Here is a 23,784-nt window from a genome sequence, read left to right on the forward strand (position 1 = left end):
GCGACGTCACGCGCTTCGGGGGACGATCGCCGATCTTGTCTTCTCAACAGAAATTTCGCTCGATCTCGCTGCTGCTGATTGCCGAGGTGGCGGCGATGAGCCTGTGGTTCGTGTCCGCCGCGGTCCTGCCCGACATGCTGCGCGAGACAGCGCTGTCGCCCTTCCGCCAGGCGGCGCTCTCAAGCGGCGTGCAAGCAGGCTTTGTCGTCGGCGCGCTCGCCTCCGCGATTCTGGGTCTCGCGGACCGCTATGATCCGCGTCGCGTCTTCGCGGCCTCGGCCGTCTGCGCCGGGCTTGTCAATGCGAGCCTCCTGATCCTCGTGCCGGGCAGCATTCCAGCCATCGCCGCGCGTGTCGCAACGGGGGCGCTTCTGGCAGGGGTCTATCCGGTCGGCATGAAGATCGCCGTGGGTTGGGGGCAGAAGGATCGCGGGTTCCTGGTGGGAGGCCTCGTGGGTGCGCTCACGCTGGGCTCGGCCTCGCCGCATCTGATCGCGCTCGCCGGCGGCGCGGAGTGGCGGTTGACGGTCGCCATCGTCTCGGCTGCCGCGATTGCGGCGGGCTTGCTCTGTCTGGCGGTGTCGCTCGGGCCCTATCACGGCAAGGCCACGCGTTTCGATCCCAGCGCCATCGCGACGGCCTGGACCAACCGGCGGGTTCGTTTCGCCTATGCCGGATATCTCGGCCATATGTGGGAGCTCTATGCCATGTGGGCCTGGATCGCGGCAGCGACGGCGGCCTCCTACAGCGCCTCGCTGCCGGCCGCGGAAGCCTTGCGGCTCGCCAAGCTCACGGCCTTCATCGCCATCGGCACCGGCGGCCTCGCCTGCGCCTTCGCCGGTTCGATCGCCGACCGGATCGGCAAGGCCGAGGTGACCATCGTCGCGATGGCGCTGAGCGGCGCTTCCGCGCTGGCGACCGCCGCGACCTTCGGCGGGCCGGTCTGGATCACCTTTGCGGTCGTGGTGGTCTGGGGCCTCACCATCATTCCAGATTCGGCGCAGTTCTCGGCCCTGGTCGCCGACGCTTCGCCGCCGCAGCAGGCAGGGAGCCTGATGACGTTCCAGACGGCGCTGGGATTCGCGCTGACCTTTGCGACGGTGCAGATCACGCCGGTGCTGGCGGCAAGGTTCGGGTGGCCACCCGTGCTCGCGGGGCTCGCGATCGGTCCGGCGCTCGGTATTGCGGCGATGATGAGATTACGGCGGTTGAGGTGATGGCCCCGCTCAATCCCTCGCGAACCGGTCGAGCCATTCCATCGCCGCCTCGGCGGTCTCGACCATCGCCGCCGGCGCGTAGCCGGACGGCAGCGCGGGGCGGCGTTGCAGGATGACGGGGATCTTGAGCTCGCGCGCGGCGGCGATCTTGCCGTAGGTGGCGTCGCCGCCGCTGTTCTTGGCGATGACGAGATCGATATGGCGCACGCGCATCAGCTGCAGCTCCTCGGTTTCGTCGAAGGGCCCGCGCTCGAGCATGATCTCGAAATCGGCCAGCGGCAGCGGTGTCGATGGTGGATCGACCAGCCGCACCAGGAAATGGATCCCGGCGATGTCGCTGAAGGAAGCGAGTTCCGTGCGACCCACGGTGAGGAAGGCGCGATGGCCGAGCTTGGGCGTGAGCTTCGCGGCTTCCGCGAGATCGTCCACCTCATGCCAGCGGTCGCCGCGCATCCTGGCCCAGGCGGCACGCTCGAGGCGCAGCAGCGGGATCTTGACCTTCGCGGCCGCCGCCATGGCGTGGCGGCGGATCTGCGCGGCAAAAGGGTGGGAGGCATCGACCAGCACGTCGATCTTTTTCTCGCGCAGATAGTCGACCAGGCCGGCGATGCCGCCGAAGCCGCCGATGCGGACCTTGCCGGCCAGCTTCTTCGGATTCTCCGTGCGGCCGGCGAGCGAGGTCGTCACCGAGAACTTCGGATCGGCATTGATGCCGGCGGCGAGCCGCGCCGCATCGCCGGTGCCGCCGAGGATCAGGATCTGGAGGCTCATGCGAAGCCCGCGCGGCCGATGATGGCGCCGGCACGGTCGAAGGCGACCACCTCGATCGCGACCTTGCCCTCGACCACCGCTTTCGCCTGATCGCGGGCACGTCTTGCCACCAGCTCGCCGAGGGCCAGACCGCGCGCCTGGGCCTCTTCCAGAATCTCGGCCCCCGTGTTGGCGATCTTGGTTTTCTCGATCAGGGCCGGATCGGCGCCGAGCTCGGCGAGCCAGCCCGCGACCGCGGCGCGATCGAGCTGGCTGCGGCCGGAATGGAGATCCATCGCGCCGTTGGCGAGCTTGGCCAGCTTGGCGAAGCCGCCGCCGATGGTGAGGCGCGGCAGTGGATGGTCGCGCAGATATTTGAGCATGCCGCCGACGAAATCCCCCATGTCGATGAAGGCGAAGTCGGGCAGGTCGTAGAGCTTCTTCACCCCATCCTCCGAAGTCGAGCCGGTGCAGCCGGCGATATGATCGATGTGGCTCGCGCGGGCCACGTCGATGCCGCGATGAATGGACGCGATCCAGGCCGAGCAGGAGAAGGGATGCACGATCCCCGTGGTGCCGAGGATCGAGAGCCCACCGAGAATCCCGAGGCGCGGATTCCAGGTGTGGCGCGCCATTTCCTCGCCCTGCGGGATCGAGATCGTGATCTCCAGATCGGGCCGGCCGCCGAGCCTCGCCGCGACCGCCTGGACGATCTCGGTCATCATGCGCCGCGGCACCGGATTGATGGCGGGCTCGCCCGGCGGGATCGGCAGGCCCGGCTTGGTGACGGTGCCGACGCCGCGCCCGGCCTTGAAGCGCAAGCCGGTATGGGGACCCAGCGCCCGCACGCTGGACAAGATCAGCGCGCCATGCGTCACGTCGGGATCGTCGCCGGCATCCTTGACGATGCCCGCGGTGACGACGTCGCCCGCCCGCTTCTGATGCGCCAGCGCGAAGGAGGGGCGTTCGCCCTTGGGCAGCGCGATCTCGATGGGATCGGGAAAACGGCCAGTCAGGAGCGCCTCGAAGGCAGCCGCCGTCGCCGCCGTGGCGCAGGCGCCCGTGGTCCAGCCGCGCCGCAAGGGGCCGTCGGGCTTACGGGCCATGGGGATCCTGGGGACGGCCAAAAGGGTTCCGGCGCATGGGCTTATCTTAGAGCCTGATCGCAGCAAGCCGAACCGGCTTGATGCGTGAATCAGTCTCTATTGCAACGAATCAGCGCAAGATTCGGGCACCGGCATGCTTCACGCCGGTCCGACCTTGCTCTGAGACGCTATTCCGGAAATGGGCGTCTTGATTTGACTAGTCGCGACAGGACCCGGAACGGCATGATGCGGCCATGTCGTCCCCTGAAATCACCATGCGCCGGCCGGATTTCCCCAGCCTCGAGCCGGGCTGGGTCTGGCTCGTGGGCGCCGGTCCCGGCGATCCCGGGCTGATCACGCTCCTGGCCGCCAAGGCGCTGGGCGAGGCGGATGTGGTGGTCTATGACGCGCTGGTGGGCGAGGCGATCCTGGCCATGGCCCGGCCCGGCGCCGAGCTCGAATATGCCGGCAAACGCGGCGGCAAGCCCTCGATCAAGCAGCCCGACATCTCGCTGCGGCTGATCCAGCTGGCGCGCGAGGGCAAGCGCGTGCTGCGGCTCAAGGGCGGCGATCCGATGGTATTCGGGCGCGGCGGCGAAGAGGCGCTGGCGCTGGTCGCGGCGAAGGTTCCCTTTCGGATCGTGCCCGGCATTTCGGCCGGGATCGGCGGGCTCGCCTATGCCGGCATTCCGGTCACCCATCGCGAGACCAACTCGGCGGTCACCTTCGTCACCGGCCATGACGCGACCGGCGATGTGCCCGACTCCGTGAACTGGGCGGCGCTCGCGCAAAGCTCGCCGGTGCTGGTGATCTATATGGCGCTCAAACATATCGAGCGCATCGCGGCCCTCCTGATCGAGGGCGGACGCAGTGCCGGCGAGCCGACCGCGATCGTCTGCCGCGCGACCCTGCCCGAGCAGACGGTGCTCGAGACCACGCTCGGCCGTTGCGCGGCCGATGCCGAAGCGGCCGGACTCGAACCGCCGGCGATGGTCGTGATCGGCGAGGTGGTGCGGTTGCGCGCGGCACTCGACTGGCTTGGCGCCGCCCAGGGCCGCGTGCTCACGGCCGACCCGCTCGGCACGCGCCGCCAGACCGAAAGCGCCTGACGGGCCCGGCCCCGATGGAAGGGACCTCTCACGTCCGGAGCCGCGGCCGGGGTGTGATCCTGGCGGCACCGGCGTCGGGCAGCGGCAAGACCGTCCTCACCATGGCGCTGCTGCGGCTGCTGGCGCGCAACCGCAAATCCGTTGCCGCCATCAAGACCGGTCCCGATTATATCGATCCGGCCTTTCACAGCGCCGCTGCCGGGCGGCCCTGTCTCAATCTCGATCTCTGGGCGATGCGTGCCGGCACGGTCGCGAGCCTGGTCGAGCGGCTCTCGACCGACCATGAGCTGATCGTCGCGGAAGGGGCGATGGGATTGTTCGATGGCGCGGCCGACGGCAGCGGTGCCACCGCCGATCTCGCCTCGCTCACGGGATGGCCCGTGCTGCTGGTGGTCGATGCGCGCGGGCAGGGCGCCTCGGTCGCGGCGGTGGCACGCGGTTTTCGCGATCATCGCGCCGACGTCGAGATCGCCGGCATCATCTGCAATCGCGTCGGCAGCGCCGAGCATGCCTCGATCCTGGCCCAGGCGCTGGAGCCGATCGGCCTGCCCGTGCTGGGCATGGTGCGCCGCGATGCGAGCTTGAGCCTGCCGGAGCGCCATCTGGGGCTGGTGCAGGCGGGCGAGCATGGCGATCTGGAGGGCTTCATCGAGCATGCCGCAGCCGAAGTCGGACGCCAGATCGATCTCGCGGCGATGATGGCATTGGCACGGCCTGCGCGCGATCTCAGCGCGCGGATCGGTGCCGACAGCTTCATCGCGCCGCTGGGCCAGCATGTCGCGGTCGCACGCGACGAAGCCTTTGCCTTCGCCTATCCGGCGCTGCTGCAGGATTGGCGCGAGCGGGGGGCGGCGCTCTCCTTCTTCTCGCCGCTCGCGGGCGAAGGCCCCGACCGGTCGGCCGATGCGATCTACCTGCCGGGCGGCTATCCGGAACTCCATGCCGGCCGGTTGTCACAGAATCAGCAGTTGATGACAAGCCTAAGGGTCGCGGCGCAGCGAGGCACGGCCATCTATGGCGAATGCGGCGGCTATATGCTGATGGGGCAGGGGCTGGTCGATGCGGAAGGGCGGCGCCAGCCAATGGCGGGACTGCTGCCGCTGGAAACATCCTTTGCCGAGCGCCGGCTTCATCTGGGTTATCGCGCCGTGACCTTATGCGGCGAGGCGCTGCCGCTCGGTGGCGCCCGCAGTGCGTTTCGCGGCCATGAGTTCCACTATGCACGGATCCTCAATGAAGCGGGGACGGAGCCACTATTTACAGCGAGCGACGCGCGCGGGCGGGATCTCGGCTCAACCGGCCAACGCGTCGGCCGCGTCTTCGGCTCCTTCGTGCATCTGATCGATCGCGCCGCCTGAGGCGACGTCAGGGCGCGCGGCGCTGCCTCAGGCTCACGAGCAGCACGCCCGTGACCATCAAGGCCAGCGCGGCCCAGATCCAGCCGCTATGGCTCTCGCCAAAGATCACGATTCCCCAGAGCATGCCGAACAGCACCACGAGATAGGCGCACTGTGAGGTGAAGACCGGGCCGGCGGTGCGGATCATCCAGAGGAAGGCCACGGTGCAGCTCGAATTGACCGTCATCATGCCGACGACCGCCCATTGCGCCTGCCCCCAGGGCGGCATCATCGAGAAGAATCCATCGGTCGCGATGACGATCGGCAGCACGAGAAGGCCGCCGCCCAGGAGCGTTCCCGCCGACATGGCGAGCGCACTCATCCCGGGCGGGGTTGCCTTCGCCACATAGATGTTCTGCACGCCGTAGGAAATCGAGGCCGCGAAGCAGAGCAGAGCCCAATGAGCCATGCTGGGATCGGGCAGGCTGGTCTCGGGCAGCAGCACCAGCAGCACACCCGCCAGACCGACCAGCAAGCCGAAGGCACGCGGCACCGTGAAACGCTCCAGCGCGATGATCAGGGCGAAGCCATAGGTCGCCAGCGGGACCAGCGCATTCGACATGGAGACGATTCCGGCCGGCAGGAACAGGGCCGCGAAGAAGAGCGTGCTGCCGGGAATCGTGATGCCAAAAAAGCCGCTGAGCGCATAGAAGATCAATGAGCGGCGGTCGAGCGGGAGCTTCTGACGCGTGACGAGCATGAGGAGCAACAACGGAATAGCGCTGCCGCAGCCTTCCCAGAAGGCGATGCCGAAACCCGATGCACCGTCGATGCGCGCGATTCGCAGAAGCGAGAAGCTGCCGCCCCAGGCGATGCCCATGATGAGCAGCAGAAACAGCGGCAGCGCCAGCCGGCGCCAGGGCGCATGGGTGACGGCAAGAACGGGCGCGGGCGCGGTCATGGCATGAGCCGCTAGCGCCGCTCGTCTTCGTACGAGTAGTAAGCGTAGGCCGCGCGCTGATAGACGCGGCGCAGGGCCGGGAAGGGGAATTTCGGCAGGGGCGCCGAGAGCAGCGCGCCGTAATCGACCTTGCTGTCGCCGGCCATGCGCTGGGCGGTCAGGCGGCCGGCCATGCTGGCGAGCGCCACACCCTGGCCGATATAGGCCAAGGCGTAATGGACGCTGCGGTCGTCGGTGGTGCCGATATGCGGGTTCTTGTCGGCCGAGAGACAGACCCAGCCGTACCAGAAATATTCGGTCGCGACCTTGTCGAGCGGCGGGAACATCTCGCGCAGGCGGCGTTCGAGCCAGGCCTTGCGGTAGCTATGTTCGGCCGGGCTGTCCTCGACGCCGCCGCGGGCGCCGAACAGGATGCGGTTGTCGGGCAGCAGCCGGTAATAGAACAGGAGCCGGCGCGTGTCCCAGATCTTGAAATAGGTCTGCCAGGAAACCGAATCGCGCTCGGCTTGGGTCAAAGGCCGCGTCACGATGATGTTGGAAAGTACCGGCAGTAGGCGGCCCAAGGTCCAGGGGTTCAGCGTGTCATTGGTGTAGCCGTTGGTCGCGATCAGCACCTGGCGGGCCCGCACGATGCCGCCGGGCGTGCGCAGATGATGCTGGCCGCTCTTGCGCTCCCAGCCGGTCACCGGCGAATTGTTGTGCAGGATCGCACCATATTTCTGAGCCGCGCGCGCCAGCCCCCGCACATAGCGCATGGCATGGAGCGCGAAGCCCTCGTGATGCAGCACCGCGCCATGGGCCTCGCGGCTGTCGAGGAAGTTGCGGGCGAGCGTCGCCTTGTCGAGGAACTGGGACTCGATGCCGAAATCGCGCTGCATGCGCTCGGCCTGGGCGCGCATGCCCTCGACACGGTTCGGCTTGTGCGCCAGCTCGAGCCCGCCCTCGGCCGTGCGCTGGGCGTCGATCTTCTCCCGCTCCAGGATGTCGGCGACGAGGCGGACCGCCTGGCGCGTCAGGTCGTAGCTGTCGAGCGCGCGTTCGCGGCCCCAGCGGCGCACCCAGGCCTCGACCCCTTCCTTGCCCATGCCGACCGAGCAGAAGCCGCCATTGCGCCCGCTGCAGCCCCAGCCGACGCGGTTGGCCTCCAGCACATGGGCGCTGATGCCGAAATCGCGCGCGAGGTGATAGGCGGCGGAGAGGCCGGTATAGCCGGCGCCGATGATGGCGACGTCGGTGTCGATGTCGCCCTGGACCGGGTCGCAGCCGGCAACTTCCTCGCCGGCGGTCACGGCCCAGTAGGAATCGACATGGGCCTGCCCCGGGCGCGACAGGTCGGTGGTGTTGATGCTCATGGATCGGATCACAGGAGAGAATGAGGAACGGCGAGGGCGCCGAAGGCCGGTCGGGCCAGCGGGCCCCAGATATGCCCCAAGGGGCTTGGGGGACGCCAGCAGGAAAAGCGTCCCAGGGCTGGGGACAAACGGGAATAGCGTATTTGCTTCAAAGCGCTGTACCGATCTGGCCGCTCGATCAACAATGCGCTAAAAGGGGCCTTGCCGGGGGGCCATCGGGTTTCATCGGCGCCGCCCCTCCCGCCCTCCATTCCAGCTCGCTTCCCCCCGCGCCATGGCCGCCCCTCTCCCCGCCTGGATCCGAGCCCTCGGAAAGCCCGGTGCCACCACCTTCGCGCTGATGTTCGCGATCGACTCGCTCGCGCGGGCCTCGCTGACGACGGTCATTCCGCTGGTGGCGTTGCGCACGCTGGGCAATGCGCGCGATGTGAGCCTGCTCTACACCGTGACCGGCTGGTCGGCGGTGGCGGTCAGCTTCCTCATTCCCTGGATCGTCCGCCGCTACCGGCCGCGCCGGCTCTATTCGATGGGGGCCGCGATCCTGGTGATCGTGCCGCTGCTGCTGGCGACCCACACGCTTTGGGGGTTGGCGCTGGGCATGGCCTTGCGCGCCTTCGCCGCCGCCTGCCTGCTCAATGGCCTCAACCTCTATTACATGGCCTATATCCGGAAGCAGGATTTCGTCCGTTCGGAGCCATTGCGCGCCTTCTTCGCCGCCGCCTGCTGGACGCTCGGGCCCGGCATCGGGATCATCCTCTACGACCATGTCGGGCCCTGGGCGACCTATCTGTTGAGCTCCGGCTCGGCCGTGCTGCTGCTGATTTATTTCTGGCGCATGCGTGCGGAATATGGCCCGGCCCTGCCATTGAATGCGAAACTCTCGACCAACCCGATCGCCAATATCCGTCGCTATGTCAGCCAACCCCGGCTGCGGCTCGCCTGGATCTTGAGCTTCGGTCGCGAGGTCTGGTGGTCGAGCTTCTATATCTATGCGCCGGTCTATCTGGTGGCCGTGGGGCGCAGCGACACCGCGGTGGCGCTGATCATGTCGGGCTGCACGGCGATGCTCTTCACCAGCCCGATCATGGGTTGGGTCGGCCAGCGCCTCGGCGCGCGGCGCCATCTGATCCTGGCCTTCCTCTCCGGCGCCGTGACGACGATGGGAGTCGCGGTCTTCTTTCACCTTCCCTGGTGGTCGACGCTCTGCCTGGGTTTGAGCGCCATGGCGGCGGTGGCGCTCGATTCGGTGGTCTCGATCCCGTTCCTGCGCGCCGTCAAGGCGCGCGAGCGGCCCGAGATGACGATGGTCTTCAGCATGTATCGCGACCTGGCGGGGCTGATTCCACCGATGCTGTTCTCGCTGCTGCTGACCTTCTTCGACCTGCCGTCGGTCTTCATCAGCGTCAGCCTCTTCATGGTCTATTGCGCCTGGCTGGCGCGATGGATCCCACGCGGCATGTGAGACGGCGGGAGCCCCGAGCAAGCGCATGAGCGAACCCCGCGTCGGCGAGATGCAGACGGGCATGAGCCTGAAGCAGTTGGTCATTGCCAACGCCGCACTCATCCTCAACACGACGACCTGGGGCACCTTCTTCCCGGTGCTGGAGCTGCAACTGCGTCATTGGGACATGTTCTCGGCCTCGGCCGGACGGCAGGTCACCGGGACGATCGCGCTCTTGTCGATGGTCGCCTGCATCGAGCGGCGCTGGCCGATCCGGCGGGGCTTGCCCTGGGGCACCATCATCATGCTCAGCACCATCGGCATCACCGTCTGCTGCCTGCTGACGACCTTGGCGGTGTTCCTGTCGAGCGGGCTCTCGGCCGCGATCATCTCGGCCACCAATCCGATCGGCTCCGCGCTTCTGGCGCAGGCGCTCTATGGCGTGAAGCTCAGGCGCGCGATCTTCGTTGGCGCGATCCTCTCGGTGGCGGGCGGGATGCTGGCGGTGACCGCGGGCCAGCATGGCCGGTTCACCTTCGGGCTGGGCGAGCTGTCGCTGGTGACGGCCAATCTGATCTGGACCTGGTTCTCGCTGGCGATCCAGCATCGCCTCCGCGGCTATACCTTTCTCGAGCGCTCCGCCTACACGATCCTGCCCGGCGCCGTGCAGCTGACGCTGATCGTGATCGCGCTGCATTATCTGGGGTTGGCGCAGATCCGGATGGAGCTGTCCTTCTGGCCGCTCGTCTATGTGTTCTATCTGGGCTTCATCCCGAACGGACTCGGCAATTTTCTCTGGCTCTGGGCCATCAGCCGCGTCGGCGTCAATGTGGCTTCGATGTATCAGAACCTGATCCCGGTGACAGCGGTGCTGGTCACGATCTGGATCGGGATCTATCCGAACTGGCAGCAGCTGATCGGCGGCGCCGTCATCCTACTGGGCGTGCTCTACACCCAGATCACCGAGCGGCGCCGCAGCCGGGCGGCCGTCGTCACGCCGGCCGTTTCGCCTTGAGGTAAACGTCGCAGAGCTCGATCAGCCGATCCCGCCCGAAGCTCGGGCGATGGCCGGCATGGACGACGGTCACCGGCAGGGTCTTCAATCGCTCCATCGTCTCGATGTAATGAGCGATGTTCGAGTGATCGAGCTCATCGATGATCTGGCCGTCATAGATCGCATCGCCCGAGAAAAAGACGCCGGTCGCAGCCTCGAACAGGCCGATCGAACCCGGCGAGTGGCCGGGGAGATGCACCACCTCGAAACGGCGGTCTCCCAGATCGATGACACTGCCTTCGTCCAGCCAGTGCGTCACGCGCGCCGGACGAACGACGTAGCTCTTCAGGCTGTAGCCGGCGTGGGGAAGCGCCGTGATCAGCGAATCGCCGATCTCGTAGCCAGCGATGCTCATGCCGGCACCCGGATTGCCACTCGGATCCATGACGACGAGATGGGTCTCGGGCGCCGGACGCTCGAGCCAGGGCGCCTCCAGCCGATGAGCGGCGCAATCTTCGAATTCATAATGGCTGCCGATATGGTCGGCATGGGTGTGGGTGGCGACCGCCGTCACGGCCTTGTCGAGCAAGGGCGCCATCGCCTCGCGCAGGCTGACGATCCCCATGCCGGTGTCGATCACCAGGTCGCGGTCACGGCCACGGATATGCCAGATGTTGCAGCGCATGAGACGGATCACATGCGGTTCCCAGAGCAGCGTGATCGAATCGTCGATTCGCCTGGTCTCGAACCAGCGGTCGGCAATGGCGAGGCCCATGAGGATCTCTTGTTGAAAGCTCGGTGCGGTCAGCAGTTCAGGGAAATGATGTTTGAATGACGTCAGAAGTTCAGGGTAAGGCCGCCGGAGCGGACTGAGGTCCAAGGCGGCGCCGTTGATGCTCGACCATGAAGATGTGGCTGTAGAGATTGGCGATCCACTGCTTGCCCTCGATCGTCAATTCGAGATAACGCAGCGCGTCGCCAAGATACGGTTCCACCGCTTTCCAGAAAAATGCCGGGTATTTGTCGACCATGTCGGCGGCGCTGGTATATCCGCACTTGGCCGCCATCCCGGTTTCCGCGAGCTCCTGATAGAGCGCGTTCATGCGGCGCAAATACAAGGGATCCGCCAGTTGGCCAATCAGATCGGCAGCCCGCACCAGTCCTGCTTCGGTGTCGGTTTCACCATGGTCGCCGTCGTCGGGAACCGGGAACCGTGTCAACTCGATGGCGCGTGCGATCCGCTCGGCATCGATTCCCGGCGTCGCCTTGAAACGCTCCCTGACGATGATCTTCGAGCGCTCGACATGATAGGGCGCCAGCGCGGCGTCCGAGGCGCCGCGGGGCAGGCTCACCGTTGCGCCGGATCCATCGATCACAAACCGGTCCGGCGTGTCACCGGGGCAGAAGCCCCGCACATAGCCGATATCGTGGGACAGCAAGGCCAGCATGACATGCGTCCAGTCGGCAGGCTCGACCCGCTGACAGAGCAGCCGGCCCCGCATGATGGCCTCGCCGACCTGGGTCACGAGGGCCGTATGATTGATCGTGTGGTAGAGCGCGTCGCTATTGGCGATCAGCTCGACAATCAGTTGGCCGGCGCTGTCGAGAATGCGCGCATTCTGCGGTTCCTGCCCGCCATAGATGCGGAGGTATGTATCGGCGAGGTGGCTGCCGAGCTTATCCGCCAATAATGTCGTGGCCGTGAAGAACGACATCATTCACTCCGGTGATTTGGGCAGGCCGACCCCGAGCAAACTCCTGCTGGCTTTCAGAGTCAATCTTGCCAGCGGATTTGATCGGATCCGATCGACCCGATCGGCTCTTCCAACCTCGACGACATCGGCAATCCGGGCCGGTGAAACCCATCACGCAGTTTTTCGCCAGGCCTCACGATCCTGGTTTGTGGCACTCAGCGCTTTCGTTCAGGCCCCGCTGCCGGCGGTCAATGGCCGTGGAATTTCGGCGCGCGCTTCTCGAGGAAGGCGGCGATGCCCTCGCGCGAATCCGCGGTGCCCGCGGCCAGCGCCTGCAGCTCGGCTTCGAGCACCAGCTGCTGCTCGAAATTATGCGCAGCGCTGCCTTGGAAGGCGCGCTTGGCGAGCGCATAGGCGCGCGTGGGCCCGTTGGCGAGCTGCTGGGCCAGCGCTTCGATGCGAGGGGCCAGTGCCTCGTCATCGACGCATTCCCAGATCAGGCCCCAGCGTTCCGCCTGCTCGGCCGTGATCGGCTCCGCCAGCAAGGTCATGCCGAGCGCCCGCGTCAATCCGATGCGCCGCGGCAGCCAGTAGGTGGCGCCGCCGTCGGGCACGAGGCCGATGCGCGCGAAAGCCATGAGGAAGGTCGCCGAGCGCGCCGCCACGATGAGATCGCAGGAGAGCGCCAGGCCGCAGGAGGCGCCGGCGGCGATGCCGTTCACGGCGGCGATGGTCGGGATCTCCAGGCCGGCCAGCCCGCGCATGACAGGATCGTAGAACTGGCTGAGCTGTTCGCGCACGGCGGCCGGCCCGCCGATGGCACCCGCCTCGCGCAGATCCTGGCCGGCGCCGAAGGCGCGGCCGCTGCCGGCGAGGATGAGGAGGCGCAGGCTCGGATCCGCCGCCACCTCGGCGATCGCCGCATGCAACTCCGTCAGCATCTCGCGGGTGAAGCTGTTGAGCTTGTCGGGACGGTTGAGCGTGATCCGTGCGATCGCGTCCTTGCGCTCGAACAGGATGGTCCGATAGCCGGTCATGGCACTTCCTCCTCGTGGCAGGGGAGGATAGGCGGCCCCGGCGAGGCTCGCCAGACTTACGGCATCAGGGGAGAAGAAAACCCGGTGCTACCAGGTGCGGACGCGGCCCACATCGACATGGACGAAGTCGGAGGCCGGATAGTAGCCGACGCCGCCGCGCTTCAGCGCCAGGGCGCCGCGATGGAGATCCTTCAGCGCCACATCCTCGAGGTGGATGTCGATCGCCTGGCCTTCCATATGGAGGCTGTGCTTGGCGACGCCGTTACTGGCCTCGGCCAGGGTGGCGTTGGTCTTGGGCGAGCGATAGGCGGAGATGACCGAGAAGGGCGCCTTGGCGCCGAGCTTCTGATGCAGTGTGTTCAGCAGATCGAGCAGCTTGGCGTCGATCGGATGCACGTCGTTGGTGCGGAAGTCGCGCAGGATCTGATTGATCTCGCCCAGCGCCTCCGGAACATAGTCGCCGCCTTCCCAATAGACGGTCTTGAGCGTCTCGCCGGTATGGAGATTGGCGAAGGCGAGCTTGCGCTGGTTGGCGGCCAGGGTAGCGGCGTTGGCGATATGGGGCATGGCCAGAGCCGGCAGGGCCAAGGCAACCCCAGCACTGCCCCAGGCAAGGAAATGCCTGCGAGTCACGGTGCTGCGGCGTCCGGCCGGCTTCGTCATGCGTCTGCCCCTTCAGCGGTGGCGAATGGCAATGGCTCGCGAAGGCCCCGGAGGGATCTTCGCGACTCGGACAATGCGATGAAAACAGTTAATAAGCCCTTGTGCAACCCAGGAAATCCGGGGTCACAGGGTTAACACCTGTGGCAAGGCCCTAGGATTCCTGGAAGAAAGTGCAGGTTCTGCCGCTGGGTTCCGGAGGCCTATGGCGAGGCCGGCGGAGGCCTATTTCCCCGCCTGGGCGCCCGTGACGGGGGGCGACTTCGCGATCGCCTTGCGGTCTCGGCCATAGACATCCTCCCGGAACTCGAACGTCCCGGCGTCGTCGATCCAGGCGGTCCGGTAGACCAGATGGACCGGAATCGGCTGGGCGAGGCGGACCGGCGTGTTGACGCCGCCTTGCAGGACGCTGTCGATGCGGGCCTGGCTCCAATTGGGATCGTCGCGCAGCACCACGGCCGCGAACTCGATCGGTCGCGGCAAACGGATGCAGCCCGAGCTGAAGAAGCGCGCCGGCTTCACGAACAGATCGGGATGGTTGGTGCCGTGCAGATAGACGTCATAGGGATTCGGGAACAGGAACTTGACCGGCCCCAGCGCGTTCTCGGGGCCCGGTTCCTGGCGCAGGCGATAACGCATCGCCTTGGCCTCGGCGCTGTTCCAATCGATCGTCTCGGGGTCGATCTCCTCGGCCGATTCCTCCCAGCTCGAATAGATCTTGATGCCGTGGGCAGCGAAGTAACCCGGATCCTTCTGCATCTTCGGCAGCAGATCGATGCGCGCGATCTTGGGTGGCACGGTCCAATAGGGATTGAACTCGAGCCGGTTGACCGTGCTGTCGAGCTCGGGCGTCTGACGGTCGGTGCGGCCGACGACGGTGTTGGTCTGATAGACCATCTGCCCGCCATCGACGAACTTCATGGTGGCGGCCGCGATATTGACGACGATGTAGCGGTTGCCCCAATCGGTGCCGGCGTCATGGCGCTTCTTCAGATTGTAGGCGATGGTCTGGAGCCGGCTCCCGATCGGCAGGTTCAGCGCATCGACCGACTTGAAGCCGACCACGCCGTCATCGCCCAGCCCATGGCGGCGCTGGAACGCCTCGACGGCCTCGACCAGTTGCGGATCGAAGACGTCCGGTTCGGGCACATCGAGGACGGCGCCGTCGGTCACGGCGAGGCGCGCGCGCAACTCTTTCACGCGCGGATCCTTCATGCCCGCTTCGAGTTTCGGCCCCGTCGCCATGGCGGGCCAGCCGCCCGCATTGGCGAGCTCGAGATAGTTCCAGAAGCCGCCGACCAGCGCCCAGTAATCCGCATCCTGCGGCAGCAGCTCGGCCCGCGCTCCGGCGATGTCGGTCGCGTCGATGCTGTCGAGGAGCTCGGCCTTGGTGGTCGTCTCGAAGGGCGCCACCGCGGCGAAGGCCGCCTCGGCCAAGGCGCCGGTCAGGGTCAGCTCCAGCTCGACGCGCTCGGGCGTGCTGCTCGCCTTTGCCAGACCCTGGGCATGGGCGACGGCGGGCGCGATATTGTGACAGCCGGCCGTGGCGGCCTGCCAGAGCGCATCCAGAAGCGCCTGGCCTTCGGCATTGAGGCCCTGATCATTGACCCAGAGCGCGGCGGGCCGCGCCTTGTAAAAATCGTTCAGGCTGGCGGGATCGAGGCCGAGCGAGGCCAGGCTCTGCGGCAGGCCGGGGGTTTCCAACGCATGGGCGAGGTCGCCCGAGAAGGTCGGGGCCGGAAGCGCAGGCATCAGGGTCGCATTCGCCGGCGAGGGCGCGCCATTGGGCTGCACCCCGTCGCCCGTCGGTTCGGCCCAAGCCGGCACCGCCAGGGTCACGAAAGCCAGCGCCATCAAACTCAGGCGAAACGACATGCAGCCTCTCTTCGAGCGTCGCGGACGTCCCGGCACCGCCGGAGCCCTCTCGCGCGGGAGGAGGGCGCATTCCATGAACTGTATTTAAGTGATTTCGCGTCCGGGTCAATTTTTCGGGCGCGCGGGCTGAAAGATGCGTTAAGAACCGGAGCGGGCCCTTGGCTTCCGAGCCTCGGTCGCTTCAAGCCTCTCGTCGCATGGTTTCCCCTCGCCAACCCCTGCATTCGCGCTCCTCATGACCACCCTGCTCTATACCCATCCAGCCTGCCTCGATCACGACACCGGCCCCGGCCATCCCGAATGCTCCGATCGCCTGCGGGCCGTCATCGGCGCGCTTGAAGCCGAGGAATTCGCGCTTCTGGAACGCCGCCTGGCGCCGCGCGCGACCCTGGACCAGATCGCGGCGGTCCATGATCGCCGCTATGTCGAGGCGGTGATGGAGGCGATCCCGGAGCAGGGCCATGTGCTGCTCGATGGCGATACGACGGCCTCACCCGGATCCGGCGAGGCCGCCTTGCGCGCCGCGGGCGCCTTGGTCGCCGCGATCGACGCGGTGGTGGCGGGCGAGGGGGCCAATGCTTTCTGCGCCGTGCGGCCGCCCGGCCATCATGCCGAGAGCGACCAGGCGATGGGCTTCTGCCTCTTCAACAACGTCGCCATCGGCGCCGAGCATGCGCGCCGTGTCCATGGGCTCGACCGGGTCGCGGTGATCGATTTCGACGTGCATCACGGCAATGGCACGCAGCATATGTTCGAGCGCGATCCGCGGCTGTTCTATGCCTCGACCCATCAATGGCCGCTCTATCCCGGCACCGGTGCGACCGAGGAGCGCGGCTGCGGCAATATCGTCAATGTGCCGTTGCCGCCCGGCGCCGGCTCGGACGAATTCCGCGAGGCGATGACGGCGCGTGTGCTGCCGGCACTCGACCGCTTCCAGCCCGACCTCGTCATCGTTTCCGCCGGCTTCGATGCCCATGCCGCCGATCCGCTGGCGATGCTCGAGCTGGTCGAGGCCGATTACGCCTGGGTGACCAAAGCGTTGGCCGACCTCGCCGCGGTCCATTGCGACGGGCGGCTGGTCTCGGCACTGGAGGGCGGCTATGACCTGGCCGCCCTGTCACGCAGCGCCGCCGCCCATGTCCGCAGCCTCATGAGCGCCGGGGCCCATCCGCGAACTGCTTGAAAAAGCCCTGAAAAATGCCGCTTTCCCGGCCTTGTTCCGTGCCGGCCGGCCGACTAGACTGCACCGTTTTTTCGAGGGGAGTCCCGATTCCGCATGGCCGAGTCCAAGATCCCGGCGGACATCGCCAAAATGAGTTTCGAGGAGGCGCTCGGCGAGTTGCAGGCGCTGGTGCGTGCGCTCGAAAAAGGCGAAAGCAAACTCGACGAGGCGGTCCAGTTCTATGAACGTGGCGCCGCCCTGAAACGCCATTGCGAGGCCAAGCTTCGCGATGCGCAGGAGAAGGTCGCCAAGATCGTCATCGGCGCCGACGGGAGCGTCGGCAGCGAGCCCGTGGATCTGGGCTGAAACAGAAAAGGTCATATCCTTGCCATCCATCGACGCCGCACTGAACGAGGTCGCGACGACCATCACCCGCACGCTCGAAGAACTCCTTCCCGCACCGGAAGGGGCGGAGAGACGCGTGCTGGAGGCGATGCGCTATTCCTGCCTGGGCGGGGGCAAGCGCATCCGGCCCTTTCTCGTGATGATGGGCGCGCGCCTGTTCGACGTGAACGAGGTGAGCGCGCGCCGCGCCGCCGCCGCCATCGAGATGGTCCATTGTTACAGTCTCGTGCATGACGATCTGCCGGCCATGGATGACAGCGACCTGCGCCGCGGCCGGCCCACAGTCCATAAACAGTTCGACGAGGCGGTCGCGATCCTGGCGGGCGACGGGCTCCTGACTCTCGCCTTCGAGGTGCTGGCCGACCCTGAAACCCACCCCAACCCGGCAGTGCGCTCGGACCTGGTCCTGGCCATGGCCAAGGCCGCGGGCGGGGCCGGCATGGTGGGCGGCCAGATGATTGATCTGGAGGCCGAAAAGACCACTCTCGACATCGGTGCCATTACAAGGCTGCAACGTTTGAAGACAGGCGAAATCATCGCCTTTGCCTGCGTGGCTGGGGCAATCTTGGGGCAGGCCTCGGAGCAGGCTCGCCACGCCCTGCTGGCCTATGCCCATGATTTGGGGCTGGCCTTCCAGATTGCGGACGATTTGCTCGACACCGAGGGCACCGCCGCCTCGATCGGCAAGCCCGTGGGCGCCGACAGCGCTGCCGGCAAGGCGACCTTCGTGGCCCTCTTGGGTGTCGAAAGAGCAAGGGAACAGGCCCAGCTCCTGGCCCGCCAAGCGGCTGCCCATCTTGATTTGTTCGACGAAAAGGCGGACCTTTTGCGTGAAATGGCCGGCTTCGTGGTCAACCGTAAGCATTGAGGCCTTCGGGCAAAGACTTTATAGCCTTGCGACCGCCCGGGTGCCGAAACGAAAGGACGTAAGTTGACCCCTCCCAACAGCAAAAAGCCGCTCCTCGATCAGGTGCTGACTCCGGCCGATCTGAAGACGCTCGATCCCAGCCAGTTGCGTCAGTTCACCGACGAGTTGCGCCAGGAGATGATCGAAGCCGTTTCGATCACCGGCGGTCATCTGGGCGCCGGGCTCGGCGTGGTCGAACTCACGGTCGCCCTCCATTATCTGTTCGACACGCCGGCCGACCGTCTGATCTGGGACGTCGGTCATCAGGCCTATCCCCACAAGATCCTAACCGGCCGGCGCGATCGCATCCGCACGCTGCGCCAGGGCGGCGGGCTTTCGGGCTTCACCCGGCGCGCGGAAAGCCCCTACGACCCGTTCGGCGCCGCGCATAGCTCGACCTCGATCTCGGCCGGGCTCGGCATGGCGGTCGCGCGCGATCTGGCCGGCAAGAAGAACCATGTCATCGCCGTGATCGGCGATGGCGCGATGAGCGCCGGCATGGCCTATGAGGCGATGAACAATGCCGGCGCGATGAACAGCCGGCTGATCGTCATCCTCAATGACAATAATATGTCGATCGCACCGCCAGTGGGGGCCATGAGCGCCTATCTGGCGCGGCTGCTTTCGTCGAAATCGTTCCGGCATCTGCGCAATCTCGGCAAGGAAATCACCGAGCATTTCCCCCGCCGCCTGAAGGAAACCGCCCGCCGCGCCGAGGAATATGCGCGCGGCCTCGTGACCGGCGGCACCATGTTCGAGGAGATGGGCTTCTATTATGTCGGCCCGATCGACGGTCACAATCTCGAGCATCTTCTGCCGGTGCTCAAGAATGTGCGCGACGACGAAGAGGGCGGCCCGGTCCTGATCCATGTCGTGACCCAGAAGGGTCATGGCTATGCGCCGGCCGAGCAGGCCGCCGACAAATATCATGGCGTCACCAAGTTCGACGTCATCACCGGCGTCCAGGCGAAGCCCGTCAGCAACGCGCCGAGCTACACGGCGGTCTACGCCAAGGCGCTGATCCAGGAAGCCGAGCAGGACGAGAAGATCGTGGCGATCACGGCCGCGATGCCGTCGGGCACCGGCCTCGACAAGTTCGGCAAGCGCTTCCCGGATCGCTGCTTCGATGTCGGCATCGCCGAGCAGCATGGCGTGACCTTCGCCGCGGGCCTCGCGACCGAAGGCTTCAAGCCCTTCTGCACGATCTATTCGACCTTCCTGCAGCGCGCCTATGACCAGGTCGTCCATGACGTGGCGATCCAGCAGCTGCCGGTGCGCTTCGCCATGGACCGCGCCGGCCTGGTCGGCGCCGACGGCGCCACCCATGCGGGCTCCTATGACGTCGCCTATCTGGGCTGTCTGCCGGGCTTCGTGATCATGGCGCCGGCCGACGAGGCCGAGCTGATGCATATGGTCGCGACCGCGGTGGCGATCGACGACCGTCCCTCGGCCTTCCGCTATCCGCGCGGTGACGGCGTGGGCGTCGAGATGCCGGCCCGGGGCCAGATCCTGCCGATCGGCAAGGGCCGCATCATCCGCGAAGGTACCAAGGTCGCGATCCTCTCCTTCGGCACGCGCCTCAAGGATGCCTGCATGGCGGCCGAAGAGCTCGGCGCGCGCGGCCTCTCCACGACCGTGGCCGATGCCCGCTTCGCCAAGCCGCTGGACGAGGATCTGATCCGTCGCCTGGCGGCGGAGCATGAGGTGCTGATCACGATCGAGGAAGGCTCGGTCGGCGGCTTCGGCTCGCATGTGCTGCAGTTCCTCGCGATCACCGGGCAGCTCGATAACGGGCCGAAGATCCGCCCGATGGTGCTGCCGGACCGCTTCATCGATCATCACAAGCCGGAAGTGCAGTACGACGAGGCCGCACTCACCGCGAAACACATCGTCGCCACGGCCCTCCAGGCCCTAGGCGTCGATGTGAGCCAGGCTTCGGCTCGAGCATGACTCAAGCGGTGGTAACGGCCGCTTCGGCCGTTGCCCCGCAGACGGTCGGAGGTGAGTTCGCGGCGCTGGCCCGGGTGGCGGGTCCGCTGGCGGCCGCCTATATCGCCGAAATGGCGATCAGTCTGACCGACACGATCATCGTGGGCCGGCTCGGCAGCATCGAGCTGGCGGCCGTCGGCATCACCGCCAATCTGTTCTTCTCCCTGCTGTTCGTCGCCATGAGCGTGGTCTCCGTGGTGTCGGTGCTCGCGGCCGACGCCCATGCCCGGAACGATCATGAGGGCGTCGCCCATGCCGTTCGCCAGGGCCTGTGGGTGGCGGTGGCGCTGACGCTGCCAGGCCTGCTGATCGGTTGGTATATCCGGCCGATCCTGCAGTTTCTCGGACAGGATCCGCTAATCCTTCCCTTCGCCGAGGAATATGTGCGCGCCGTGATGTGGGGCTTCCTGCCCTATCTCTGGTTCTCGGTGCTGCGCAGCCTGATGACGGCGCTGGGCACGACGGTCTCGGTGTTTCTCATCTCGGTGGGCTCGATCCTGCTCAACCTGGCGCTCAACTATGTCTTCGTGTTCGGCCATCTGGGCGTGCCGGCCATGGGCGTGGCCGGGGCCGGGTGGGCCTCGACCATCGTCTGCTGGATCATGTTCGTGGCGCTCGGGATCGAGGTCGCCGGGTCGAAGCGGCTCAGCGCCTATCGGGTATTCCACGGACTCTCGCGCATCGATCCGAAGACCGTCGGCCAGATCCTGCGGCTGGGCCTGCCGGCGGGCGGCATGGCCGCGGCCGAGTCCGGCTTCTTCACCGCCTGCGCCCTACTGATGGGCGTGATCAGCGCCGCGGCGCTGGCGGCCAATCAGATCGCGATCATGTTCCTGTCGACCATGTTCATGGTGCCGGCGGCGATCTCGCATGCGGCCTCGGCCCGGGTCTCGTTCGGCCTGGGGCTCGGCGATCCGAGGGCGGCGCGGCGCGCCGGGATCGTCGCCATGTGGACGGTCGTGAGCTACATGCTGTTCTCCGCCATCGTGGTGCTGACCATCCCGGAGACGATCGCCAATCTGTTCCTCGATCCGGCGATGAGCGGCAATGACGAGGTGATCGCGCTCGCGGTGCAGCTGCTCTTCGTCGCCGCCATCTATCAGGTGGTGGACGGCCTGCAGATTGTCTCGACGGGTGCCTTGCGCGGTTTGCGGGACACGGTGATGCCGCTGGTGATCGGCTTGTGCGGCTACTGGATCGCTGGGCTTGGCACGGGAATCGCGCTCGCCTTCTGGTTCGGCTGGGGGCCGCTCGGCATCTGGTGGGGCATGGCGCTGGGGCTTCTGGTCACCGCGACGCTACTGACGCTGCGCTTCCATGGCGTCAGTCGCCGGCTGATCGCGGCAGGAGCCTGAGATGAGCGCGTCCGGATCCGGCAAGCCGGGCAAATCCGGCAAGACCGAGAAGATCCGGGCCGATCAGCTCACCGCCGATCGCGGCCTGGCCGAGAGCCGGAGCAAGGCGGCGGCGCTGATCCTCGCGGGGCTCGTCTTCACCGGCGAGAAGCGCGTGGCCAAGCCCGGCGACAATCTCGCCGCCGATGCGCCACTCGAGCTGCGTGGCCAGGATCACCCCTGGGTCTCGCGCGGCGGCCTCAAGCTCGCCCATGGGCTCGCGCATTTCGGCTTCCCGGTCGTGGGCCGCACCGCCATCGATGTCGGCGCCTCGACGGGCGGCTTCACCGACGTGCTGCTGGCGAATGGCGCGTCTCGTGTCTATGCGGTCGATGTCGGCCATGGGCAGCTCGCCTGGAAGCTGCGCCAGGATCCGCGCGTGGTGGTGCTGGAGAAAACCAACGCGCGGCATCTGACGGCAACGCAGGTGCCGGAGCCGGCCGGTGCCATCGTCTGCGATGCGAGCTTCATCGGGCTCGAGATGGTTCTGCCGGCGGCCCTGTCATTGGCGGCACCGGACGCCTGGGTGATCGCATTGATCAAGCCGCAATTCGAGGTCGGTCCGGCGCGGGTGGGCAAGGGCGGCGTGGTGCGCGATCCCGCCTTGCATGAAGAGGTCTGCAACCGCATCCGGGACTGGCTGGGCCAGAGACCGGGATGGATCGTGGTCGGCATCACCGAGAGCCCCATCACGGGACCCGAGGGCAATCGTGAATTCCTGATCGGCGCGCGCTATCAGTCTTAAGGGCGGCGCTTGCGGCCTGTGCGGTCAGGCGATCCTTCGCCGGTCACGGGGATCCAGCTCGGCGGATCGCTCGCGGGAAAGCTGTCGCGCGAATCCAGCTCGACCGGATCGAGCGTCTTCTTGACGGCGGTCTTCGGTTTCTTCGCCGCCAGCTTCGGCTTCCTGGTGGCGACCTTTGACTTTTTCATCGCAGGCTTCTTGGCGGCAGCCTTCGGCTTCTTTGCCGTCGAGCGGCGCCCTTTGACGGCGGGTTTGGTGGGCTTGCGTTTCTTCATGGCGGGTCCTTCCCATGCCGGAGTACGAATTCGTGGCCGCCGCTACCTAGCGGGGCCATTCACTGTCGCTGTTCCGCGATGCGCGTCAAATAGGCGATCACGGCATCGATGTCGGCGTCCGGCAGCGTGCTCGTATCGAAGGCGGGCATCTGTTGCTGCGGCCAGGTCCGCACCGCCGCCGGGTTGCGCAGCAGAGCCTTCAGCCCCGCTTGCGTCAGATAGACGGTGGCGGGCATCGGCAAGCCGAGATCGGGGCCCTTGTCGCCCACGCCGGCGCCAAACAAACGATGACAGGGCAGACATTGCACCAGGAAGACCGCCTGGCCATGTCGGGACGGATCGTCTGCGGGCACATCGGCACCGATCGACAGTTGCGGCCAGCGTCGCACCGGATCGGAAACGCCTTTCAGGCTCACCAGGGCGTAAGGCCATTGCTCCGGGGTAACGCCCGATTGCTCGGGATGTTCCCAGACGAGATAGAATGGCCCCGCCGAATAGGATTTGTCCGGCAGGTTCGGCCAGGGATGCGCCGGATCCTCGATCGCGATCCAAGCCACGGCGCCGCCCGCTGCAGCCGGCGCGACCAGAGTCCAAGGCAACTGCGAGACGAAACCATCGCTGGCCCGCGCTTCCAGCGTATCGGCGGCGTCGGTCCGCAATCCGAGGAGGAGCGCGCGGAGCGGAACGGCCCGATAGCGCATGGGCTGGCCGTAGGACACGTCGCGCGGGATCTCGAGCATCTGCGTCGCGGGATTGGCCAGCAGTTCGGCCGCGGAGAACGCCCGCGTCTGGCCATCGAGTTCGATCGACAAAGGGGCGGGTTCGGCCAAGCCCGCCCTGGCATGGGCGACCAGCAGCATGGCCAGCGCCAGCAGGCCGATGGCCGTCCGGCTACGCAGGTGCTTTCTCACGGGATGTTCATCGCGACGATCGCGATGCAGACATAGGCCGTGGCCAGCGCCGCAGCAGCACGGCCCCAGCTCACCTTGTGGACCGCGGCGAACGACATCACCAGGTAGTAGCCGATCGCGACCAGGAAATAGAGAACCAGCGGGCCGGCGATGACGAGGATGAGAGCCGTGCGGCCCAGTCGCTCCTCCAGCGCAGGGGTCGCCAGTGACAGCATTCCGAGCAGCAGGACCGTCGACAGCGGCAGCAGAATTGCCGTGAAGCCCAGCGCCGCGTTGACCGAGTCTTCCGCGGTGCCAGCGAGATTCGGCGTGGGTTCGTGACCCGGGGCGCGGGACAGTCTGACGCTTGCCACCTGCCATCGATCGAAGAGCTTGGCAATGATATGCGCCGCCAGCGCCGTGGCCAGCACCACCAGAAGCGCTTCCAGCGGCAGAAGCTTCACGTCCTGATGCGACAGCCATCCGGCGAACTCATCCATGGCCC

23 protein-coding genes are annotated in these 23,784 nt (G+C 66.7%); 11 read left to right on the forward strand and 12 right to left on the reverse strand.

Annotated features, from left to right (window positions below):
• The first annotated feature begins 35 nt into the window (after positions 1 to 35).
• Positions 36 to 1,217, forward strand: coding sequence for an MFS transporter (locus ACREE8_RS01375; protein WP_431571181.1), 1,182 nt, complete (start codon positions 36 to 38; stop codon positions 1,215 to 1,217).
• 9 nt (positions 1,218 to 1,226) lie between these two features.
• On the opposite strand, the gene ACREE8_RS01380 is transcribed toward ACREE8_RS01375, so the two are convergent.
• Positions 1,227 to 1,988, reverse strand: a complete 762-nt coding sequence (locus ACREE8_RS01380) for a cobalt-precorrin-6A reductase (protein ID WP_431571182.1) — start codon at positions 1,986 to 1,988, stop codon at positions 1,227 to 1,229.
• The gene (locus tag ACREE8_RS01385) at positions 1,985 to 3,073 is read right to left on the reverse strand and encodes a cobalt-precorrin-5B (C(1))-methyltransferase (protein ID WP_431571183.1); all 1,089 of its coding nucleotides are present in this window, start codon (positions 3,071 to 3,073) and stop codon (positions 1,985 to 1,987) included. The genes ACREE8_RS01380 and ACREE8_RS01385 overlap by 4 nt, the downstream gene beginning before the upstream one ends.
• A gap of 233 nt (positions 3,074 to 3,306) precedes the next feature.
• Between ACREE8_RS01385 and cobA the strand changes: the two genes are divergently transcribed.
• On the forward strand, positions 3,307 to 4,161 hold the full coding sequence (cobA, locus tag ACREE8_RS01390; RefSeq protein WP_431571184.1) for a uroporphyrinogen-III C-methyltransferase: 855 nt from the start codon (positions 3,307 to 3,309) through the stop codon (positions 4,159 to 4,161).
• A gap of 53 nt (positions 4,162 to 4,214) precedes the next feature.
• On the forward strand, positions 4,215 to 5,519 hold the full coding sequence (locus tag ACREE8_RS01395) for a cobyrinate a,c-diamide synthase (protein WP_431571185.1): 1,305 nt from the start codon (positions 4,215 to 4,217) through the stop codon (positions 5,517 to 5,519).
• Between the two features lie 7 nt (positions 5,520 to 5,526).
• Here ACREE8_RS01395 and ACREE8_RS01400 read toward each other — a convergent pair whose 3' ends face one another.
• Positions 5,527 to 6,459: a DMT family transporter gene (locus ACREE8_RS01400; protein WP_431571186.1), complete on the reverse strand. Its 933-nt coding sequence runs from the start codon at positions 6,457 to 6,459 to the stop codon at positions 5,527 to 5,529.
• Between the two features lie 11 nt (positions 6,460 to 6,470).
• A complete protein-coding gene (locus ACREE8_RS01405) occupies positions 6,471 to 7,811 on the reverse strand; it encodes an NAD(P)/FAD-dependent oxidoreductase (protein ID WP_431571187.1) in 1,341 nt (446 codons plus the stop codon).
• Between the two features lie 274 nt (positions 7,812 to 8,085).
• On the opposite strand from ACREE8_RS01405, the gene ACREE8_RS01410 reads away from it, so the two are divergent.
• Both ACREE8_RS01410 and ACREE8_RS01415 read left to right on the forward strand, forming a co-directional pair.
• The gene (locus ACREE8_RS01410) at positions 8,086 to 9,273 is read left to right on the forward strand and encodes an MFS transporter (protein ID WP_431571188.1); all 1,188 of its coding nucleotides are present in this window, start codon (positions 8,086 to 8,088) and stop codon (positions 9,271 to 9,273) included.
• A gap of 25 nt (positions 9,274 to 9,298) precedes the next feature.
• Complete coding sequence (locus tag ACREE8_RS01415) at positions 9,299 to 10,267, forward strand: DMT family transporter (protein WP_431571189.1); 969 nt, start codon at positions 9,299 to 9,301, stop codon at positions 10,265 to 10,267.
• Here the strand turns inward: ACREE8_RS01415 and ACREE8_RS01420 are convergent.
• From ACREE8_RS01420 to ACREE8_RS01440, 5 genes are all read right to left on the reverse strand, one after another.
• The gene (locus tag ACREE8_RS01420) at positions 10,245 to 11,021 is read right to left on the reverse strand and encodes an MBL fold metallo-hydrolase (protein ID WP_431571190.1); all 777 of its coding nucleotides are present in this window, start codon (positions 11,019 to 11,021) and stop codon (positions 10,245 to 10,247) included. The two genes, ACREE8_RS01415 and ACREE8_RS01420, sit on opposite strands and share 23 nt — an antisense overlap.
• 70 nt (positions 11,022 to 11,091) lie before the next feature.
• The gene (locus ACREE8_RS01425; RefSeq protein WP_431571191.1) at positions 11,092 to 11,964 is read right to left on the reverse strand and encodes a hypothetical protein; all 873 of its coding nucleotides are present in this window, start codon (positions 11,962 to 11,964) and stop codon (positions 11,092 to 11,094) included.
• Between the two features lie 224 nt (positions 11,965 to 12,188).
• Complete coding sequence (locus ACREE8_RS01430) at positions 12,189 to 12,977, reverse strand: enoyl-CoA hydratase-related protein (protein WP_431571192.1); 789 nt, start codon at positions 12,975 to 12,977, stop codon at positions 12,189 to 12,191.
• A gap of 87 nt (positions 12,978 to 13,064) precedes the next feature.
• Positions 13,065 to 13,640, reverse strand: a complete 576-nt coding sequence (locus ACREE8_RS01435; protein ID WP_431571193.1) for a DUF882 domain-containing protein — start codon at positions 13,638 to 13,640, stop codon at positions 13,065 to 13,067.
• A gap of 222 nt (positions 13,641 to 13,862) precedes the next feature.
• Positions 13,863 to 15,512, reverse strand: coding sequence for a L,D-transpeptidase family protein (locus tag ACREE8_RS01440; protein ID WP_431571194.1), 1,650 nt, complete (start codon positions 15,510 to 15,512; stop codon positions 13,863 to 13,865).
• 235 nt (positions 15,513 to 15,747) lie between these two features.
• Here ACREE8_RS01440 and ACREE8_RS01445 point away from each other — a divergent pair, with 235 nt between their 5' ends.
• The 6 genes from ACREE8_RS01445 (at position 15,748) to ACREE8_RS01470 (ending at position 22,114) form a co-directional block, all read left to right on the forward strand.
• Positions 15,748 to 16,695 (forward strand): histone deacetylase family protein, encoded by a 948-nt coding sequence (locus tag ACREE8_RS01445; RefSeq protein ID WP_431571195.1) that lies wholly within the window; start codon positions 15,748 to 15,750, stop codon positions 16,693 to 16,695.
• 93 nt (positions 16,696 to 16,788) lie between these two features.
• Positions 16,789 to 17,040 carry an exodeoxyribonuclease VII small subunit gene (locus ACREE8_RS01450; RefSeq protein WP_151119178.1) on the forward strand — a complete coding sequence of 84 codons (252 nt, stop codon included), beginning with the start codon at positions 16,789 to 16,791 and terminating at the stop codon, positions 17,038 to 17,040.
• A 19-nt stretch (positions 17,041 to 17,059) separates the two neighbouring features.
• Complete coding sequence (locus ACREE8_RS01455) at positions 17,060 to 17,947, forward strand: polyprenyl synthetase family protein (RefSeq protein ID WP_431571196.1); 888 nt, start codon at positions 17,060 to 17,062, stop codon at positions 17,945 to 17,947.
• 63 nt (positions 17,948 to 18,010) lie between these two features.
• Entirely contained in the window at positions 18,011 to 19,936 is a 1,926-nt protein-coding gene (gene dxs / locus ACREE8_RS01460; RefSeq protein ID WP_431571197.1) for a 1-deoxy-D-xylulose-5-phosphate synthase, read from the forward strand.
• On the forward strand, positions 19,933 to 21,330 hold the full coding sequence (locus ACREE8_RS01465) for an MATE family efflux transporter (protein WP_431571198.1): 1,398 nt from the start codon (positions 19,933 to 19,935) through the stop codon (positions 21,328 to 21,330). Before dxs ends, ACREE8_RS01465 begins: the two co-directional genes overlap by 4 nt.
• Position 21,331: 1 nt before the next feature.
• Entirely contained in the window at positions 21,332 to 22,114 is a 783-nt protein-coding gene (locus tag ACREE8_RS01470; protein ID WP_431571199.1) for a TlyA family RNA methyltransferase, read from the forward strand.
• Here ACREE8_RS01470 and ACREE8_RS01475 read toward each other — a convergent pair.
• The 3 genes from ACREE8_RS01475 to ACREE8_RS01485 all read right to left on the reverse strand — a co-directional run.
• Positions 22,111 to 22,389, reverse strand: coding sequence for a hypothetical protein (locus tag ACREE8_RS01475; protein WP_431571200.1), 279 nt, complete (start codon positions 22,387 to 22,389; stop codon positions 22,111 to 22,113). The two genes, ACREE8_RS01470 and ACREE8_RS01475, sit on opposite strands and share 4 nt — an antisense overlap.
• 59 nt (positions 22,390 to 22,448) lie before the next feature.
• Positions 22,449 to 23,300 carry a c-type cytochrome gene (locus ACREE8_RS01480; protein ID WP_431571201.1) on the reverse strand — a complete coding sequence of 284 codons (852 nt, stop codon included), beginning with the start codon at positions 23,298 to 23,300 and terminating at the stop codon, positions 22,449 to 22,451.
• Positions 23,297 to 23,784 (reverse strand): hypothetical protein (locus tag ACREE8_RS01485; protein WP_431571202.1); only part of this gene is annotated, 488 nt, incomplete at its 5' end. The genes ACREE8_RS01485 and ACREE8_RS01480, both read right to left, overlap by 4 nt.

Source organism: Hypericibacter sp. (assembly GCF_050729195.1).
In the GTDB taxonomy this organism is placed as follows: Bacteria; Pseudomonadota; Alphaproteobacteria; order Dongiales; family Dongiaceae; genus Hypericibacter.